The sequence below is a fragment of the Tardiphaga sp. 172_B4_N1_3 genome (assembly GCF_052076035.1).
In the GTDB taxonomy this organism is placed as follows: Bacteria; Pseudomonadota; Alphaproteobacteria; order Rhizobiales; family Xanthobacteraceae; genus Tardiphaga; species Tardiphaga robiniae.
In genome coordinates this window covers 4,818,744-4,833,910 of record NZ_CP197238.1, presented here as the reverse complement: position 1 = coordinate 4,833,910, position 15,167 = coordinate 4,818,744, and the positions used below count along the sequence as shown (strand labels likewise).

Genomic DNA, 15,167 nt, shown 5'->3' with positions numbered 1-15,167 from the left:
GTCTCAGTGCTTGAAGTGGCGGACGCCGGTGAACACCATGGCGATGCCGGCATCATCGGCAGCCTTGATCACTTCGTCGTCGCGGATCGAACCGCCTGGCTGAATCACGGCCGTGGCTCCGGCCTCGATCGCCACCAATAGTCCGTCGGCGAAGGGGAAGAACGCATCTGATGCGACGACCGATCCTTTGGTCATAGGCTCGGCGAGTTTCAGTTCGGCAGCAGCATCCTGCGCCTTACGTGCGGCAATCCGAGCGGAATCGACCCGGCTCATCTGGCCTGCACCGATACCGACGGTGGCAAGGTCCTTCGCGTAAATGATCGTGTTCGATTTGACATGCTTGGCCACACGGAATGCAAATTTGAGATCGCGCAATTCAGCTTCCGTCGGCTGCCGTTTTGTAACCGGCTTCAGGATCATGTCATCGACCACCGCGTTGTCACGGCTCTGCACCAGTAGGCCGCCGGCCACCGTCTTGTAGGTCAGGCCCGGCGCGCGGGGATCAGGCAGACTGCCTGCCAGCAGCAGGCGGATATTCCGTCGTTTGGCGATGATGGCGATTGCTTCTTCGGTGGCGTCCGGCGCGATGATCACCTCGGTCAGGATCTCGGTGATGGTCTGCGCGGTCTCCGCGTCCAGCGTGCGATTCATGGCAATGATGCCGCCGAAGGCCGAAGTAGAATCGCAGGCCAGTGCCGTGCGATAGGCGTCGATCAGGTTGCTGCCTTCGGCCACGCCGCAGGGGTTGGCGTGCTTGACGATGACGCAGGCTGCGGTGCGCTTTGGATCGAACTCGGCGATGCATTCATAGGCCGCATCGGTGTCGTTGATATTGTTGTAGGAAAGTTGCTTGCCCTGCACCTGCCGCGCCGAGGATACGCCGGGGCGCAGTTCGGGCGTGCGATAGAATGCAGCGGTCTGATGCGGGTTCTCGCCGTAACGCAACGCTTCGACGAGCTTGCCGCCAACAGCCCGGAAATCCGGCGCATCGATTTTCAACTGATCGGCAAACCAGTTCGAGATCGCGGCGTCATAGGCCGCAGTGCGGGCATAAGCCTTGGCTGCCAGACGGCGGCGCAGCGTCAGCGTGGTCGCGCCCTTGTTGGTGGCGAGTTCGTCGAGCACCGACTGATAATCGGAGGGCTCAACCACGACGGTGACGTCGTCATGGTTCTTGGAGGCTGCGCGGATCATTGCCGGACCGCCGATATCGATATTCTCGATACAGTCCTCGTAGGACGCGTTCTTCGCGACGGTCTCCTCGAACGGGTAGAGGTTCACGACGAGCAGATCGATCTGCGAAATTCCGTGATCCTTCATTGCCTTGGCGTGTTCGGCATTGTCGCGGATCGCGAGCAGGCCGCCATGAACCTTGGGATGCAGCGTCTTGACCCGGCCATCCATCATTTCCGGGAAGCCGGTGAGATCGGACACGTCGGAGACTTTCAGGCCCGCCGCAGCGATCGCCTTGGCGGTACCGCCGGTGGAGACGAGGTCGATGCCGTGAGCAGACAGCGCGCGAGCAAATTCGATCAGCCCGGACTTGTCGGAAACGGACAATAGAGCGCGAGTAACCTTGCGCGGATGGTCGGTCATGATGCGTATCCCGTGGGAGAAGGACGCCGCGTAGCATGGTTTCGCGGTCCAAGAAACCGCAAGGGCTTGCATGCCAGCAATTCGTCGTGAAGGCCTGATTTACAACGGCAATTCCGGCTCGCGGCGGGCGTTGCGGCGGGCCGTGGTCTGCGACGGCGAGGAGGCCGAGCGGGCAAAACTCCAGCGGATGCTGGAGGTCTGCTGGGCGTTCTGGTGGATCACGATCTGGGCGGTTCGGCGCGGTCCGTCATTGCCGGCCAGGAACACGCTGTCCTCCAGCTCGACTTTGTCGTCGAGGGCTTCGAAGGTCCAGACGTCGCGGTTCGGCAATACCAGCATGACACCGCGGGCGTCGCTGAGCCGGCTGGCCTTTACCGACGGGTGCAGATGGAAGCGCAAGGCGTAGTCGGTATTACTGCCTTTCAGCCGCGCGCCGGGCGCGGCCGCGACGATGTCCTCGCCCTCGAGTTTCGATCCGTCCTCGGAGATCATCAGCACGCGCCGATGCGTGACACCGAAGCGTGGGTGATAGCCGTCATGCGAGGTGGTCAGGATGGTGCCGTTAGAGGTGATCTCGCGATAGCTCTCCACCACATGCGGGCCGTTGACGATCGGCGCACCCTGCAGAAACTTCTTCATCGCGCTGCGTTCGACGAACTGGCACGATGAGGTGTTGTGATAGGTCATCGTCGAATGCGCCGGCGTGCCCCGCGCGAAAGCGCGCCAGTTGTCGCGCCCGGTCGACGGCATGCCGCAATTGATGACGATGCGGCTCGGGCCGGACGACAGTTCGAACGACAACGTACCGGCATGGGCGTCGTGGCTCACACTGGACGGCGGTGGCGGGCCGGTGTCGATGATCACGGTCATCTGACCGGCCTCGAGACGCTGGAAGCCGGTATGCGGCATATGCGCCATCGGCACGCCATGCGTGTCGTCATAGGCCAGCAGCGTCGCCAGCAGATGCGATGGCGCATTGCTCATACCGTTGAACAGTGCGAACGAGCCGTCGCCATGACGGAAGAATCGCAGCATCGGCATCATGCGATCGATCGCATTCAGTAGCGCCGGCGGTGGCGCGATGTTGCGGGCGGCAAAGGTCTGCCGCAGCGGTAGCAGATCGATCAGCAATTCGATCAGCGCGCCGGGGTTGCGCGAGATATGTCCGCCATCGGGCAGGATCTGGCGCTGCAATTCGTCGGAGAGTTTGCGTGTGGCGGTACGGATGTGGCGCGCTTGATTGGCGAGGCAGAGCGATGCGTAGCACAGAGCAATGAGCACTTGCAGCTTTGGCACGCCGTCGGGTGCATGCGACAGCGCGTAGCGTAGCGAGCGAATCTCGCGGCTGAGCGAGCGCAGATAGCGGCGATAGAATTTGCCGTCGGTATCGCCGAGTACCAGCGGCGCCTGCGATAGCAGCGAGATCACGCGGCGGGCGATGACGTCGGCGCGGCGTCCGACCGGGCGCTTGCGCGACGTATTCGACATCCAGTCGTCGATCAGCGAGCGCGCATTGGCGCGGGTGATGGCAGTGTCGGCGGCGCGCAGATGCCTCAGCCAGCCAAAGCCGAGCAGTGAAACTTCCCAGTCCTCCGATGGCGGTTCCAGATCGAAGATCGAGCGACCGTGGCAGGTGACGATCTTGCCGGCGAAGACGAAGCGCCCGGCATAGATTTCGGCGGCGCGGGTGGCGTCGGTGGTGCGCAGATCATGCGGCGCGATGATCAGGCGATCAGTGCGTCCGGGCCACAGCCGGGCCAGCGCCGCCGATCCACCGGACGCGCGCGACATCGCGCTCCGCGCGAAGCGGCCGAGGATCAGCCCCGAGATACGTCTGCGATGTGCGACCACGCGCGCCTTGAACTGGAAGAGAAAGGGTTGTTGCGAATCCTTTTAGCCGGAAACGCGATCCGCACACAGTACAAGGAAGCTCCCTGTGGAAGCCTCGCGAATCGGGAGATTACTCTGTGAATATCAGGATTTAATGAGTCGCGCCGCATAGAAGCCGTCGAGCCCGCCGAGCCGAGGATCGGCATGGGGCAGATGGCTCGGCAAAGTGCGCAGATCGCCCTCGGGGGTGACGATCTCGGCCAGGCCGGCAACTTCACTGGCGTCGGCGGGGGCGCGGCGCATGCTGGAATCCTTGGCCAGCAGGTCGGCGATGGCTTGTTCGCCTTCTTCAGGCTCCAGCGAACAGGTGCAATAGACCAAGGTTCCGCCGGGCTTCAGGATGGAAGCCGCCTTCTGCAGCAGGCGCCGTTGCAGCGCCGTCAGCATGACGATGTCGGAGTCCTGTTTCAGCCAGGCGACGTCGGGGTGCCGCCGGATCGTGCCGGTGGAGGAGCAGGGCGCATCCAGCAACACGCCGTCAAAACCCTCGCCGGGATATTCGGTGCCGTCGACGACGACGGTTTCGGCCTCGAGCGACAGCCGCGCCAGATTTTCGCGCAGCCGCGCCACACGATTCGGCGAGCGGTCGATAGCAGTGACCTGTGCGCCGCCCTGGACCAATTGCGCAGTCTTGCCGCCCGGCGCGGCGCAGAGATCGACGATGCGTTTGCCCTTGAGGTCGCCGAATAGTCGTGCCGGCAGTGCCGCCGCGGCGTCCTGCACCCACCACTGGCCGTCATCGAAACCGGGCAACATGGTCACCGAGCCCTGCAGCAAGGTTCGGACGGAACCGGTTGGAAGCACTTCGCCGTGCAGGCGCGTGGCCCAGGCATCGGCTTCGGATTTGACGGTGAGATCGAGCGACGGCTCATGGCTCAGCGCCACGGCCATTTCCTTGGCTGCCGTCCCGCCGTAATGGACCGTCCAGCGCGCCATCAGCCAGGGCGGGATGTCGAGAGTCTGGGCGGCAACTTCGTCGATCAGCGGCTGGCCTTCACGGGCGCAGCGTCGCAACACGGCATTGACCAGTCCGGCATATTTCGCGGCGCGGCGGTCGGATTGCACCATGCGGACCGAGAGGTCGACGGCGGCGTGATCCGGCACATCCATCCAGAGGATCTGGGCAGCACCAATCAGGAGCGCGCTCTGCGCACGCGGGGCATCGGTGGGGACACCGCGGTCGAGCAGGCGGGAGAGAATATGGCCGAGCGTACCGAGCCGGCGCAGGATCGTCGCAACCAGACGTCGCATCAGCGCGCGGTCGCGGTCGGACAGCGTTTTCAGGCCGGGATGGGCCGCGGCGCCTTCGAGCTGGTCGTCGAGGGTCCGATGCTTGTGCAATACGCCGTCGAGAATATCCGCCGCAATCCGTCGCGCGGCGAGGCCGGGGACCTCGGTTGGCGGTGCGTATCTTACTTGCGACATGCGAAAACATCACGACGGAGGGCGGGCAATGGCGCGGGCAGGCTCAGCATGCGGCCACTGGATGGGAGCGATTCTGTCGCATGCGAATATGCCAAATGTAAGAATCGCCCTTATATGCTCACAGTCGAACGGCAACTGTTCGACATTGATTTATGTAACGCGTGCCGCCCTTGCCGGTTCAGCAGGAAACCTGAGATGAACGACATTCCTTCCGAGTCCGCAACGTCTTTGCCGGAGCCTGAGCCGGCACCGAAGAAAGTTTTGACGCCCCCCGCGCAGCGCGCGCTGGCCGAGGCAGAAGAACGTCGGGCTGCAGCTGCAGCAGCACATACTGCGGCAAAAGCGAAAGAGTTCCAGGGACCTGAAGGCCCGGAGCCCACGCGCTTTGGCGACTGGGAGCGTAAGGGCATTGCGTCCGACTTCTAACTCTTCGGATCACTGAGCCAGATTCTTCTGGCTGGTTGTTTCGACTCACATTATCGCAGGACGATGACCCCAGCATCGCGCATTCACCGTGCGTCGCCGTGGCGATCCCGCATGTCCGCGGCCATGCCGTGGGTATTCGTGCTTGGCCTGGCCGCCGGCACCATGCTGCCGGTGAAGCGTTGGCTGCCGTTCCTGCCCGGCGCGGATCAGACCGAGGCCGCCCGCGATTCCGAGGCGATCGTCAGGCGCGCCGGCAATGCTGAGGCGCGCTACCCGATCGAGATGCGCTACGCCATCGACGGCGATACTTTTGGCGCGCGCGTGCATCTTGGGTCGGGTGAAGACGTCAGCGTGCGCATTCGTTTGCGTGGCATCGATGCGCCAGAGCTGAAGGGGCAATGCGCGCGTGAGATTCAGAAAGCAGAAACCGCGACGGCTGCACTGACCAAGTTGCTCCGCGAGGGAAGTCTCACGATCTACAATATCGGGCCTGACAAATATCCCGGCCGCGTGGTCGCCGATGTCGCGACCAGGCAAACGCCCAACGTGTCTGCAGCAATGCTCAACGCAGGGCACGCGCGCCCGTATGGTGGCGGTCATCGCAACGGCTGGTGCGATAGCCGATGAGATCAGCAAAACAAAAAGCCGCGCATCATGCGCGGCTTTTCAGAATAGCGAAGCTGCCAGCGATCAGCGCTGGGTGACGATCACCGGCGTGCCGACCGAGACGCGCGAATAGAGGTCGGTGATGTCTTCGTTGTACATGCGGACGCAACCGTAAGAGACATAGCCGCCGATCGAATTGGGGCGGTTGGTGCCGTGGATGGCATATTCGCCGCCGGCGAGGGTCATCGCAGCAACGCCCATCGGATTAGCTGGCGAACCGCCCGCAATCACATCGGGGATATTCGGATTGTCACGCTTGACGTCGGCGGGCGGAGCCCAGGCCGGCTGGCGGTACTTGCCGTCGATCTTGGTGGCGCCGGCCCACTGTTTGCCGGGCTTGCCGACACCGACGGGATAGCGCACGGCCTGACCCTGTTCGAGCACGAGATACAGCTTACGCTCATTGGTCTTCACGACGATGGTGCCGGGGGCATAGTCGCCGTGGAAGCCGACCACATTGGGCGCTGCCTGCGCGGTGGGGGACATCAGGACGCCAACGACAACGGTGGCTGCCAGCGCACGAGCAATCTTCAAGGACATCGATCTCTCCAGTTCGGCCCGGCCGGTAGCGGCCGACGAGGTCGTGCCGCCTCTCAAGGCGACGAAAACAATTGCACACGGGAAATTCTCAACCAGTCGCGTAAACAACCGGTCTCTGCCAGCGCGGGGGAGTGCGCCAACGAGCGCCTAAAGAGGAAATCCGCTGAACAAAGTAAATGCCCGGAAAACAACACTCGCTCTAAATTGGCCGGGGGTGGCCATCCGGCCCTGACAATCGCGTGAGGCCAGCCAGATGCAATGCGTTGGAGGTCACTAGGCCAGCGTAAAGGCCTCATGGACGGCGGATTGTACCGCGCCGCCGAGGACAGCACCGCCACCAGCCACATAGATCCAGTCGCCAATAACCGTGGCGCCGACCGCATGGCGCGGGGTCAGCATCGGCGCGTGGCTCTGCCAGGTGTCGGAGGCCGGGTCGTAGCTTTCCATCTGTCCGTACACCTTGCCTTGGGTGAGCTGGCCGTTCTGCACCACGCCGGATTCGCCGCCCATGGCGAACAGCCGGTCGCGATACACCACAAGGCCATGGCCCGAACGGGTCGTCGGCAGTGCGGCGCGCAGCTCCCATGTGTCGCGCTCGGGCAGATACACATGGTGCAGATCGGTATTGTACTCGAACGTATTGAAGCGCCCGCCGATCACGTGGATCACGCCGCGCGTGGCGACGCAGCCGACATGGTCGCGCGCACCGGGCAGTGCCTTGCGGGTCTCCCATTTGTCGGTCTTGGGATCGTAGACTTCGTGCCAGCTGACACTGGCGCGCTCTGCCGCGGGTTCCGACGCGCCGCCGATCAGATGGATCTTGCCGTTCAGCGCGACCGCAGCGCCGGCACCGCGCGGTCTCGGCAACGGCGCGATCGTATCCCAGCGATTGGCAGCGACATCATAGGCATAGGCGTTCTGGTCCGAGCCGCGGTTCTGCTGCATGAAGCCGCCGAGCGCATAGACGCGGCCGGCATCGGCAGCGACCGAGACATGGTTGGCGCCGCGCGGCAGGGGCGCTGCGTCGAGCCACTGATCTGAAGCGGGATCGTAGACATGGTGATAGGGGCGGTCGACACGGCCTTCGCCGTAGCCGCCGACGATATGCATGCGATCGGCCCATGACGTCGCCCAAGCCATCTCGCTGCGCGGTAATGGCAATGCAGCGCGCGATATCCACTTGCCCTGCGGTCCCTTCGGTGCGGGACTCTCAGTGACGCGCTGTGCTTCCTGCTCAGGCGTCATGTGATGTGGCACACCGCCTTGCAATTTGGCGTAGGGCTCTTTCGACGACGGCGCCCCAGGCAATGCGGGATGACCGGCATGTTGCGCACGGGCGGAGGCTCCGCCCGCGACAACTGCAACACTTCCCAACACGAATGACCGACGATCCATCACATCACTCCGCGCCTGCCGATAGACGAGGGGTGAGTTGTTACGCCCCCGGCTTCTTGTTCTGCCGATGCTCGACGAGGTCGGTGACCACGGCGGGATCGGCCAGTGTCGATGTATCACCCAGAGATGACGGCTCGTCTTCGGCGATCTTGCGCAGGATGCGGCGCATGATCTTGCCGGAACGGGTCTTTGGTAGACCCGGGGCGAACTGGATCAGGTCAGGCGAGGCGATCGGGCCGATGTCCTTGCGGACCCAGGCCACCAGCTCCTTGCGGAGCTCTTCAGTCGGCTCGACGCCGTTCATCAGCGTGACGTAAGCGTAGATGCCCTGGCCCTTGATGTCGTGCGGATAGCCGACCACGGCGGCTTCCGACACTTTCTCATGTGCGACCAGCGACGATTCCACTTCCGCGGTGCCCATGCGGTGGCCGGAGACATTGATGACGTCGTCGACGCGGCCGGTGATCCAGTAATAGCCGTCGGCATCGCGGCGGCAGCCGTCGCCGGTGAAGTACTTGTTCTTGTAGGTCGAGAAATAGGTCTGTTCGAAACGGGCGTGATCGCCATAGACCGTCCGCATCTGGCCCGGCCACGACTTGGCAATGCAGAGATTGCCCGAGGTCTCGCCGTCGAGCACCTTGCCGTCGGCATCGACGATCTCGGGCACGACACCAAAGAACGGCCGCGTCGCCGAGCCGGGCTTGAGTTTCGTCGCGCCGGGCAGCGGCGTGATGAGAATGCCGCCGGTCTCGGTCTGCCACCAGGTATCGACGATCGGCGCACGCGCCTCGCCGACGACGTGATAGTACCACTCCCAGGCTTCCGGATTGATCGGCTCGCCGACCGAGCCGAGCAATCGCAGGCTCTTGCGCGAGGTTTTCTTCACCGGCTCGTCGCCGGCCTGCATCAGCGCGCGGATCGCGGTTGGCGCGGTGTAGAAGATGTTGACCTGATGCTTGTCGATGACTTCCCAGAAGCGCGACATCGACGGATAGTTCGGCACGCCTTCGAACATCAGCGTGGTCGCGCCGTTGGCCAGCGGCCCATAGAGAATGTAGCTGTGACCGGTCACCCAGCCGACGTCGGCGGTGCACCAGTAGATGTCACCCTCGTGATAGTCGAACACATATTGATGCGTCATCGAGGCGAACAGCAGATAGCCGCCGGTGGTGTGCAGCACGCCCTTGGGCTGGCCGGTGGAGCCCGACGTATAAAGGATGAACAGCGGATCTTCCGCATTCATCGGCTCGCAGGGGCATTCGGTGGTGACGACTTCGGCGGCTTCGCGGTACCAGAAGTCACGGGCCGGATCCATGTTCACCGGTGTGCCGGTGTGCTTGACCACGACGACCCAGTCGACGCCGCCGGCTTTCGCGACGGCCGCATCGACATTGTTCTTTAGCGGCACTTTCTTGCCGCCGCGCAGGCCTTCATCGGCGGTGATGATGATCTTCGACTGGCAGTCAGTGATGCGCTGCGCCAGCGAGTCCGGCGAGAAGCCGGCGAAGACCACCGAATGGACCGCGCCGATGCGCGCGCAGGCCAGCATCGCGTAGGCGGCTTCCGGAATCATCGGCAGATAGATGGTGACGCGGTCGCCTTTGCCGACATTGCGGTTGCGCAACACGTTGGCCATCTTGCAGACTTCGTCGTGCAGTTCCTGATAGCTGATGTGCTTCGACTGCGAGGGGTCGTCGCCTTCCCAGATGATCGCGGTCTGGTTGGCGCGCTTCGGTAGATGGCGGTCGATGCAATTATAGGCGGCGTTCAATATGCCATCCTCGAACCACTTGATCGAAATCTTGCCTGGGGCAAAGGACGTGTTTTCGATCTTGGTGGGGGCGTGGCTCCAGTTGAGGCGCTTGGCCTGCTCGGCCCAGAAGCCGTTGGAATCGCTGATCGAGCGCGCATACATCTCGTTGTATTTTGCGTCATCGACGAAGGCGCGCGTCGTCCACTCAGCCGGTACGTCGTAAATCTTGTCGGACATCGTCCCCTCCACCACCGTGCGACCGCTGCGCGAATTCGCCGCCAGCCGGTTCTCGTTGCGCGCAATATGCGCCGGCGCGAGATAGCTGGACAAGCGGGGCCGGACTAGGCCTTTGGTCGGTCCGCAAGGTCGCAGCCCCGATCACGTTCGCGTTTTGACGGCTCGGAAACTTCATCATAAAGCCAATTCAGGCGCTAAACGGTAACCAGTAACCGAAATTGCGTGCCTGTGGACTCGCAATAGTTGTGGGAAGCCCCTAAATCGCCCTCGCAGGGACGGCCAAGCGGCCCGGAACCAAAAATCAATAAACGGCATTAGCAGAGACACAGGGCCGACGAGGCAGATAACACTATGATGGAACAGCAGAATTTCGCGCCTTCCCGGGCCGTTTCCGCCCGTTCCGTCGCGCGGCCAGCCCGTATGGCCAAGCCAAGCCCCGCGAGTGTGGAGGTTTTGGCCCGTGAAATGGGCCTGAAGCTTGGAGATCAGTCTGAGCTGACGATCCGCCGGCTCAAGCGCGGAAAATCTTACTCCTTCGTCAGGGCCAACGGCACCCCGATCAAGCATATTGGGACGATCAAGCGGCTGAACTCCATGGCAGTGCCCCCGGCCTATGCCGAGGTCCGCTATGCCGCTGATCCTACGTCGCATTTGCAGGCCGTAGGTCGCGACGCGGCCGGTCGCCTGCAATACCGCTATCACTCGGATTGGGAGAAGGTCCGCGAGCAACGCAAGGCGCATCGGCTGGCGAAGCTGGTGGCGGCACTGCCGAAGATCCGCCGCAACGTCTCGGCGCTTCTGGCTGGCGACGAGCCGACGCGTGAGTTCGCGCTCGCCGCTGTCATCGAACTCGTCACGCGCACCGCGATCCGTGCCGGCAATGAGAGCTATATGAAACTGTCAGGCACGCGCGGCGCCACCACGCTGATGAAGTCGAACGTGCAGCTCGAAGACGATTGCATCGTGCTCACCTTCAAGGCCAAGGGCGGCAAGGCAGTGCGCAAGGAGTCCAATGCGTCGAAGCTCGTCCGCGCGATTGGTATCCTGCACGACGTGCCGGGCAAACGCCTGTTCCAGTATCGCGACAATGCTGGCCGCATTCACAAGGTCAACACGGCAGCAGTGAACGCCTTCCTGCGCGATATCGCCGGCATCAAGATTTCACTGAAGGATTTCCGCACTCTGATGGCGTCGGCGACGGTGGCTGAAACCCTGTCACGGATAGAGCCGGCAGCCAGTGAGCGCGGACGCAGGAAGCAGGTGCTCGAAGCCGTGCGGTCGGCGGCGGACGAATTGCAGAACACGGCGGCGATCTGCCGCAAGAGCTATGTGCACGATACCATCGTCACCGCCTTCGAGGACGGCGTCCTCGCGCGCATCGCCGCGACGCAAACGGGCTATCGCTCGCAATCGAAGCGCGAGCAGCTTCTGGCGCAGGTGGTGGCTGAGGCGGGGTAGTTAGGCCAGCGTCCACACCGCCGTGTTCTTGATCTCTGCATCTTCAAGATCGCGCGTCACGGGCACTCTGTATTCCGCGAGCTTGCGCAATTTGTCCTTCGGCAGATAGCTGCGACCGGGATCGCCGATCAGGACCGTCGCGCCGCGCACCGCCTGCGCTGAAAGAAATGCAAAGGCGCGCTCGGCGGTGTCGCGTTCATAGAAAATATCGCCTGCCAGAATCGTTTGTGCGGGCGGGAAAGATGAGCCGCCGAGCAGATCGTCACCGCGAGCATTGATCGTAACGCCATTTTCAGCCGCGTTCAGTGCGATGGCCGTGCGCGCAAAGGCGTCGATGTCATAGGCGAAGACGCTGCTTGCCCCGGCTTTCATCGCGGCGATAGCCACCAGCCCCGATCCTGTTGCGAAATCGATGATGGTCTTTTCAGCAACATGCCCGGGATGATCGATAACAAAGCGCGCCAGTGCCTGTCCGCCGGCCCAGGCGAAGGCCCAGAACGGTGGCGGCAGTCCGGCTTCGCCGAGTTCTTCCTCAGTCTTGCTCCACAGCGGTACGGCCTCGTCGGCTGTGTGCAGCACAATGTTCGGCACCAGTGGCACCGGTCGCAGGCGCGTATTGGCGCGGATGAAAGCTACGGGATCAGTGATTGCAAGATTGGCCGCGCCGTCGGCGCTCACAATCCGCCCATTTTGCAGAGCAGCTTCCATTCCTCGGCAGTGATCGGCGGCACCGACAGGCGGGACTGCTTCAGGATCGCGACGTCAGCAAGCTTCCGCTCAGCCTTGATTGCCGCTAGCGACACCGGCTTTGGCAGGTCTTGCACGGCCTTGACGTCGACGCAGACCCAGGGCGTTCCCGGCTCGGCGGTGGGATCGGGATGATGCTCCCTGATGATCTCTGCGATACCCACGATCTCCTTGCCGATATTCGAATGATAGAAGAAGGCGCGGTCGCCCTTCTTCATCTTCATCATGTTCAGCTTGGCGGTGTGGTTACGGATGCCGGTCCATTCGGTGCCCTTGGCACCGGCCTTTTTCTGCTTGTCCCACGACCAGGCGTCGGGCTCCGATTTGATCAGCCAATAGGCCATGCCTGCTATCCTTTATAGTCTGATATCGATGGGCGTCCCCGGTGCGACCCGTGCCCAGATGTCCTCAATTTCGCGATTTGTCACGGCGACGCAACCATCCGTCCAGTCGCGGAGTAGATGGAGCTTGCCGAGCCAGCTCATGCCGTTGCGCAGGCCGTGGATCATAATGTCGCCGCCCGGCGCCACGCCTTGCTGTCGCGCGCTCTCGCTGTCTTCAGTATTCGGATAGGAGACATGGAGCGCGAGGTGAAAGCGGCTGCGGCCGTTCTTGGAATCGATGACGTAGCGTCCTTGGGGCGTGCGCCCGTCCCCTTCACGCGTCTTGTGGCCGGCCGGCGTGGAGCCCAGCGACACCGGATAGGTCGCGAGCACGGTGCCGCCGCGCGATAGCGTCAGCGTACGGGCACTCTTGTCGACGGTGATGAGATCGGCTCGCTCTTCTGCCGCGACCAGTTCGGGAAGTCGGCGATTGAGCTGCAGGAAGTCCCAACCGACGAAAAATGCACCCGCTGACAGCAGGAGCATCGCAGCGGCCAGCACATAGTTCCGAACCGACAGACTCATCCTTCTGCCTTGAATGGCCGTGTGAGCAGGCCATCGATTGCCTGATCGATGGTTGCCTGGCCAGCCAGAATTGCCGCCACGGCTCTTGCCACCGGCATATCGACGCCCTTCGACGTCGCAAGTTCGATCAGCACCGGCGCCGTGAACTCACCTTCGGCAAGTTTGCCGCGCGCCGGCTGCTCGCCGCGGCCGAGTGCCACGCCGAGTGAAAAATTGCGCGACTGCGCGCTCGAACAGCTCAGGATCAGGTCGCCCAATCCTGACAGGCCCGACAGCGTCTCGGTGCGCGCGCCGCATGCGATGCCTAGTCGCAGTAATTCGCTGAAGCCGCGCGTGGTGAGTGCCGCGAGGGCCGAGGCGCCCAGTTCCTTGCCGGCGACGATGCCTGCGGCAATCGCCAGTACGTTCTTCGCCGCGCCGCCGATCTCGACGCCGCGCACATCGGTGGAGTGATAGGGACGGAACGTCGCCGAACCCAGGGCCTGCACGAGTGCGACAGCGATATCCTCGTCGGCGCAGGCCAGCGTCACTGCTGTCGGTAGGCCGGCGGCAACATCGTCAGCGAAATTCGGTCCCGACAGAATGGCGGGGATCACATGCGGTGCGACGTCGGTGATGACTTCCGTCATGAATTTGTGGCTGCCGCGCTCGATGCCCTTCGCGCAGGCGACCACCGGAACGCCTGCCGGCAATTGCGGCGCAAGCGCCGTCAATGCCTCGCGCAACTGCTGCGACGGGACGGCGAGCAGAATGATATCGGCGCGCGCTGCCAGCGAAAGATCGGCGGTGACGAAGACAGAGTCATCGATGGCAGCGCCGGGCAGTCGCGGATTGGCGCGCGACGACTGCATCAGTTCGGCGGCTGCAGTCGAGCGTGCATAAAGCACGGTTTCGCGGCCGGCGCGCGCCGCGACATCGGCCAGCGCCGTGCCGTAAGCACCAGCGCCGATCACCGCCACAGAGTTGAAGTCGGCCATGATGTTCCCGTCAGTAAGCCGCGCGGGATTTGGAATGGCCTGCCGGCGCCTTGGCGTCAGCATCGAGCAGCCAGCGCGCGCGGGGCGGTGCTTCCATCGTGTCGGTGAGTCCTAACGCAAGACGTTCCGCGCCGGCCCAGGCGATCATCGCGCCGTTGTCGGTGCACAGTGCCGGCGGCGGGATGATCAGCGTGGTCTGCGCTTTTGCGGCGACGGCCTGCAGCGCGCCGCGGATCGCCTGGTTGGAGGCGACACCGCCGGCTGCGACCAGCGCATGCGGCGGGCCGAATTGCGCTTCGAACAGTCTGAGGCCGACGCTCAATCGATCTGCCGTCGATTCCAGCGCGGCCGCCTGGAAGCTGGCGCAGAGATCGGCGATGTCCTGTTCTTCCAGCGGGATCAGCCGACTGGCCTCGTTGCGCACGGCGGTCTTGAGACCTGACAGCGAAAAATTCGCATCGGGCCGGCCAAGCATCGGCCGCGGAAAGGCAAAGCGCTTGGGATCGCCACCGGCAGCGGCCCGCTCCACTTGCGGACCGCCGGGATAGGGCAGTCCGAGCATCTTGGCGACCTTGTCGAAGGCTTCGCCCATGGCGTCATCGACGGTGGTGCCGAGCCGGACATAGTGGCCGACGCCGAGCACCGCGACGATCTGGGTATGACCGCCGGACACGAGAAACAGGCAATACGGAAACGCCAAGGAAGTGGTCAGCCGCGGCGTCAGCGCATGGGCTTCGAGATGATTCACGGCCACCAGCGGGGTGTCATGCACCATGGCTATGGCTTTTGCGGTGGTGAGACCAACAATGACGCCGCCGATCAGGCCGGGTCCGGCGGCTGCGGCCACACCGCTCAGTTGCGCGAAATTGACGTCGGCGTCCTTCATGGCGCGACCGACGATGCCGTCGAGCAAGTCGATATGGGCGCGCGCGGCGATCTCGGGCACCACGCCGCCATAGGGCGCATGGTCGCTGATCTGCGAATGGACGATATTGGACAGGATCTTGCCGCTGCCGTCGGGCTGGCGTTCTATGACGGCGGCCGCGGTCTCATCGCAGGTCGTCTCGATTCCCAGCACCAGCATCGGTTGGTCGGTGGTCACTATCGGTCCTTGCTAAATCAGCCAAATCCGGGCTTTTCCTATCCCCG

14 protein-coding genes are annotated in these 15,167 nt (G+C 63.3%); 3 read left to right on the top strand and 11 right to left on the bottom strand.

Features of this window, described 5'->3' with window-relative positions; translation table 11 throughout:
* Positions 1-3: 3 nt before the first annotated feature.
* The 3 genes from purH to AB7783_RS22850 all read right to left on the bottom strand — a co-directional run bounded on the left by purH (position 4) and on the right by AB7783_RS22850 (position 4,911).
* Entirely contained in the window at positions 4-1,596 is a 1,593-nt protein-coding gene (purH, locus tag AB7783_RS22860) for a bifunctional phosphoribosylaminoimidazolecarboxamide formyltransferase/IMP cyclohydrolase (protein WP_441278866.1), read from the bottom strand.
* Between the two features lie 99 nt (positions 1,597-1,695).
* Complete coding sequence (locus tag AB7783_RS22855; protein ID WP_093758202.1) at positions 1,696-3,387, bottom strand: heparinase II/III family protein; 1,692 nt, start codon at positions 3,385-3,387, stop codon at positions 1,696-1,698.
* A 183-nt stretch (positions 3,388-3,570) separates the two neighbouring features.
* Positions 3,571-4,911 (bottom strand): RsmB/NOP family class I SAM-dependent RNA methyltransferase, encoded by a 1,341-nt coding sequence (locus AB7783_RS22850; protein ID WP_441278865.1) that lies wholly within the window; start codon positions 4,909-4,911, stop codon positions 3,571-3,573.
* A gap of 195 nt (positions 4,912-5,106) precedes the next feature.
* On the opposite strand from AB7783_RS22850, the gene AB7783_RS22845 reads away from it, so the two are divergent.
* Together AB7783_RS22845 and AB7783_RS22840 are read left to right on the top strand one after the other, a co-directional pair.
* Positions 5,107-5,337: a DUF1674 domain-containing protein gene (locus AB7783_RS22845; RefSeq protein WP_441278864.1), complete on the top strand. Its 231-nt coding sequence runs from the start codon at positions 5,107-5,109 to the stop codon at positions 5,335-5,337.
* Positions 5,338-5,448: 111 nt separating this feature from the next.
* Positions 5,449-5,964: a thermonuclease family protein gene (locus AB7783_RS22840; RefSeq protein ID WP_244628355.1), complete on the top strand. Its 516-nt coding sequence runs from the start codon at positions 5,449-5,451 to the stop codon at positions 5,962-5,964.
* A gap of 63 nt (positions 5,965-6,027) precedes the next feature.
* On the opposite strand, the gene AB7783_RS22835 is transcribed toward AB7783_RS22840, so the two are convergent.
* The 3 genes from AB7783_RS22835 to acs form a co-directional block, all read right to left on the bottom strand.
* Positions 6,028-6,543 carry a L,D-transpeptidase gene (locus AB7783_RS22835; RefSeq protein ID WP_093757775.1) on the bottom strand — a complete coding sequence of 172 codons (516 nt, stop codon included), beginning with the start codon at positions 6,541-6,543 and terminating at the stop codon, positions 6,028-6,030.
* 273 nt (positions 6,544-6,816) lie between these two features.
* Positions 6,817-7,938 (bottom strand): Kelch repeat-containing protein, encoded by a 1,122-nt coding sequence (locus tag AB7783_RS22830; RefSeq protein ID WP_439060210.1) that lies wholly within the window; start codon positions 7,936-7,938, stop codon positions 6,817-6,819.
* 40 nt (positions 7,939-7,978) lie between these two features.
* Complete coding sequence (acs, locus tag AB7783_RS22825) at positions 7,979-9,928, bottom strand: acetate--CoA ligase (protein WP_441279752.1); 1,950 nt, start codon at positions 9,926-9,928, stop codon at positions 7,979-7,981.
* 351 nt (positions 9,929-10,279) lie between these two features.
* Between acs and AB7783_RS22820 the strand changes: the two genes are divergently transcribed.
* Positions 10,280-11,386 carry a DNA topoisomerase IB gene (locus tag AB7783_RS22820; RefSeq protein ID WP_089263196.1) on the top strand — a complete coding sequence of 369 codons (1,107 nt, stop codon included), beginning with the start codon at positions 10,280-10,282 and terminating at the stop codon, positions 11,384-11,386.
* Here AB7783_RS22820 and AB7783_RS22815 read toward each other — a convergent pair whose 3' ends face one another.
* The 5 genes from AB7783_RS22815 to tsaD are packed head-to-tail and all read right to left on the bottom strand — an operon-like array spanning position 11,387 to position 15,102.
* Complete coding sequence (locus tag AB7783_RS22815) at positions 11,387-12,094, bottom strand: class I SAM-dependent methyltransferase (protein WP_441278863.1); 708 nt, start codon at positions 12,092-12,094, stop codon at positions 11,387-11,389.
* A complete protein-coding gene (locus AB7783_RS22810) occupies positions 12,061-12,477 on the bottom strand; it encodes an EVE domain-containing protein (RefSeq protein ID WP_441278862.1) in 417 nt (138 codons plus the stop codon). The genes AB7783_RS22815 and AB7783_RS22810 overlap by 34 nt, the downstream gene beginning before the upstream one ends.
* Before the next feature lie 12 nt (positions 12,478-12,489).
* Positions 12,490-13,041 (bottom strand): L,D-transpeptidase family protein, encoded by a 552-nt coding sequence (locus AB7783_RS22805; protein WP_439074172.1) that lies wholly within the window; start codon positions 13,039-13,041, stop codon positions 12,490-12,492.
* Positions 13,038-14,018, bottom strand: coding sequence for an NAD(P)H-dependent glycerol-3-phosphate dehydrogenase (locus AB7783_RS22800; protein WP_441278861.1), 981 nt, complete (start codon positions 14,016-14,018; stop codon positions 13,038-13,040). Before AB7783_RS22800 ends, AB7783_RS22805 begins: the two co-directional genes overlap by 4 nt.
* Positions 14,019-14,028: 10 nt before the next feature.
* The gene (gene tsaD / locus AB7783_RS22795; protein WP_441279751.1) at positions 14,029-15,102 is read right to left on the bottom strand and encodes a tRNA (adenosine(37)-N6)-threonylcarbamoyltransferase complex transferase subunit TsaD; all 1,074 of its coding nucleotides are present in this window, start codon (positions 15,100-15,102) and stop codon (positions 14,029-14,031) included.
* Between the last annotated feature and the right edge of the window lie 65 nt (positions 15,103-15,167).

Coding starts and splice junctions, on each gene's coding strand:
- AB7783_RS22830 (WP_439060210.1), bottom strand. CDS start 7,938: ATGGATCGTCGGTCATTCGTGTTGGGAAGTGTTGCAGTTGTCGCGGGC.
- AB7783_RS22835 (WP_093757775.1), bottom strand. CDS start 6,543: ATGTCCTTGAAGATTGCTCGTGCGCTGGCAGCCACCGTTGTCGTTGGC.
- AB7783_RS22805 (WP_439074172.1), bottom strand. CDS start 13,041: ATGAGTCTGTCGGTTCGGAACTATGTGCTGGCCGCTGCGATGCTCCTG.
- AB7783_RS22810 (WP_441278862.1), bottom strand. CDS start 12,477: ATGGCCTATTGGCTGATCAAATCGGAGCCCGACGCCTGGTCGTGGGAC.
- acs (WP_441279752.1), bottom strand. CDS start 9,928: ATGTCCGACAAGATTTACGACGTACCGGCTGAGTGGACGACGCGCGCC.
- AB7783_RS22845 (WP_441278864.1), top strand. CDS start 5,107: ATGAACGACATTCCTTCCGAGTCCGCAACGTCTTTGCCGGAGCCTGAG.
- AB7783_RS22820 (WP_089263196.1), top strand. CDS start 10,280: ATGATGGAACAGCAGAATTTCGCGCCTTCCCGGGCCGTTTCCGCCCGT.
- AB7783_RS22850 (WP_441278865.1), bottom strand. CDS start 4,911: ATGTCGCAAGTAAGATACGCACCGCCAACCGAGGTCCCCGGCCTCGCC.
- AB7783_RS22840 (WP_244628355.1), top strand. CDS start 5,449: ATGTCCGCGGCCATGCCGTGGGTATTCGTGCTTGGCCTGGCCGCCGGC.
- AB7783_RS22855 (WP_093758202.1), bottom strand. CDS start 3,387: ATGTCGCGCGCGTCCGGTGGATCGGCGGCGCTGGCCCGGCTGTGGCCC.
- tsaD (WP_441279751.1), bottom strand. CDS start 15,102: ATGCTGGTGCTGGGAATCGAGACGACCTGCGATGAGACCGCGGCCGCC.
- AB7783_RS22800 (WP_441278861.1), bottom strand. CDS start 14,018: ATGGCCGACTTCAACTCTGTGGCGGTGATCGGCGCTGGTGCTTACGGC.
- AB7783_RS22815 (WP_441278863.1), bottom strand. CDS start 12,094: ATGGAAGCTGCTCTGCAAAATGGGCGGATTGTGAGCGCCGACGGCGCG.
- purH (WP_441278866.1), bottom strand. CDS start 1,596: ATGACCGACCATCCGCGCAAGGTTACTCGCGCTCTATTGTCCGTTTCC.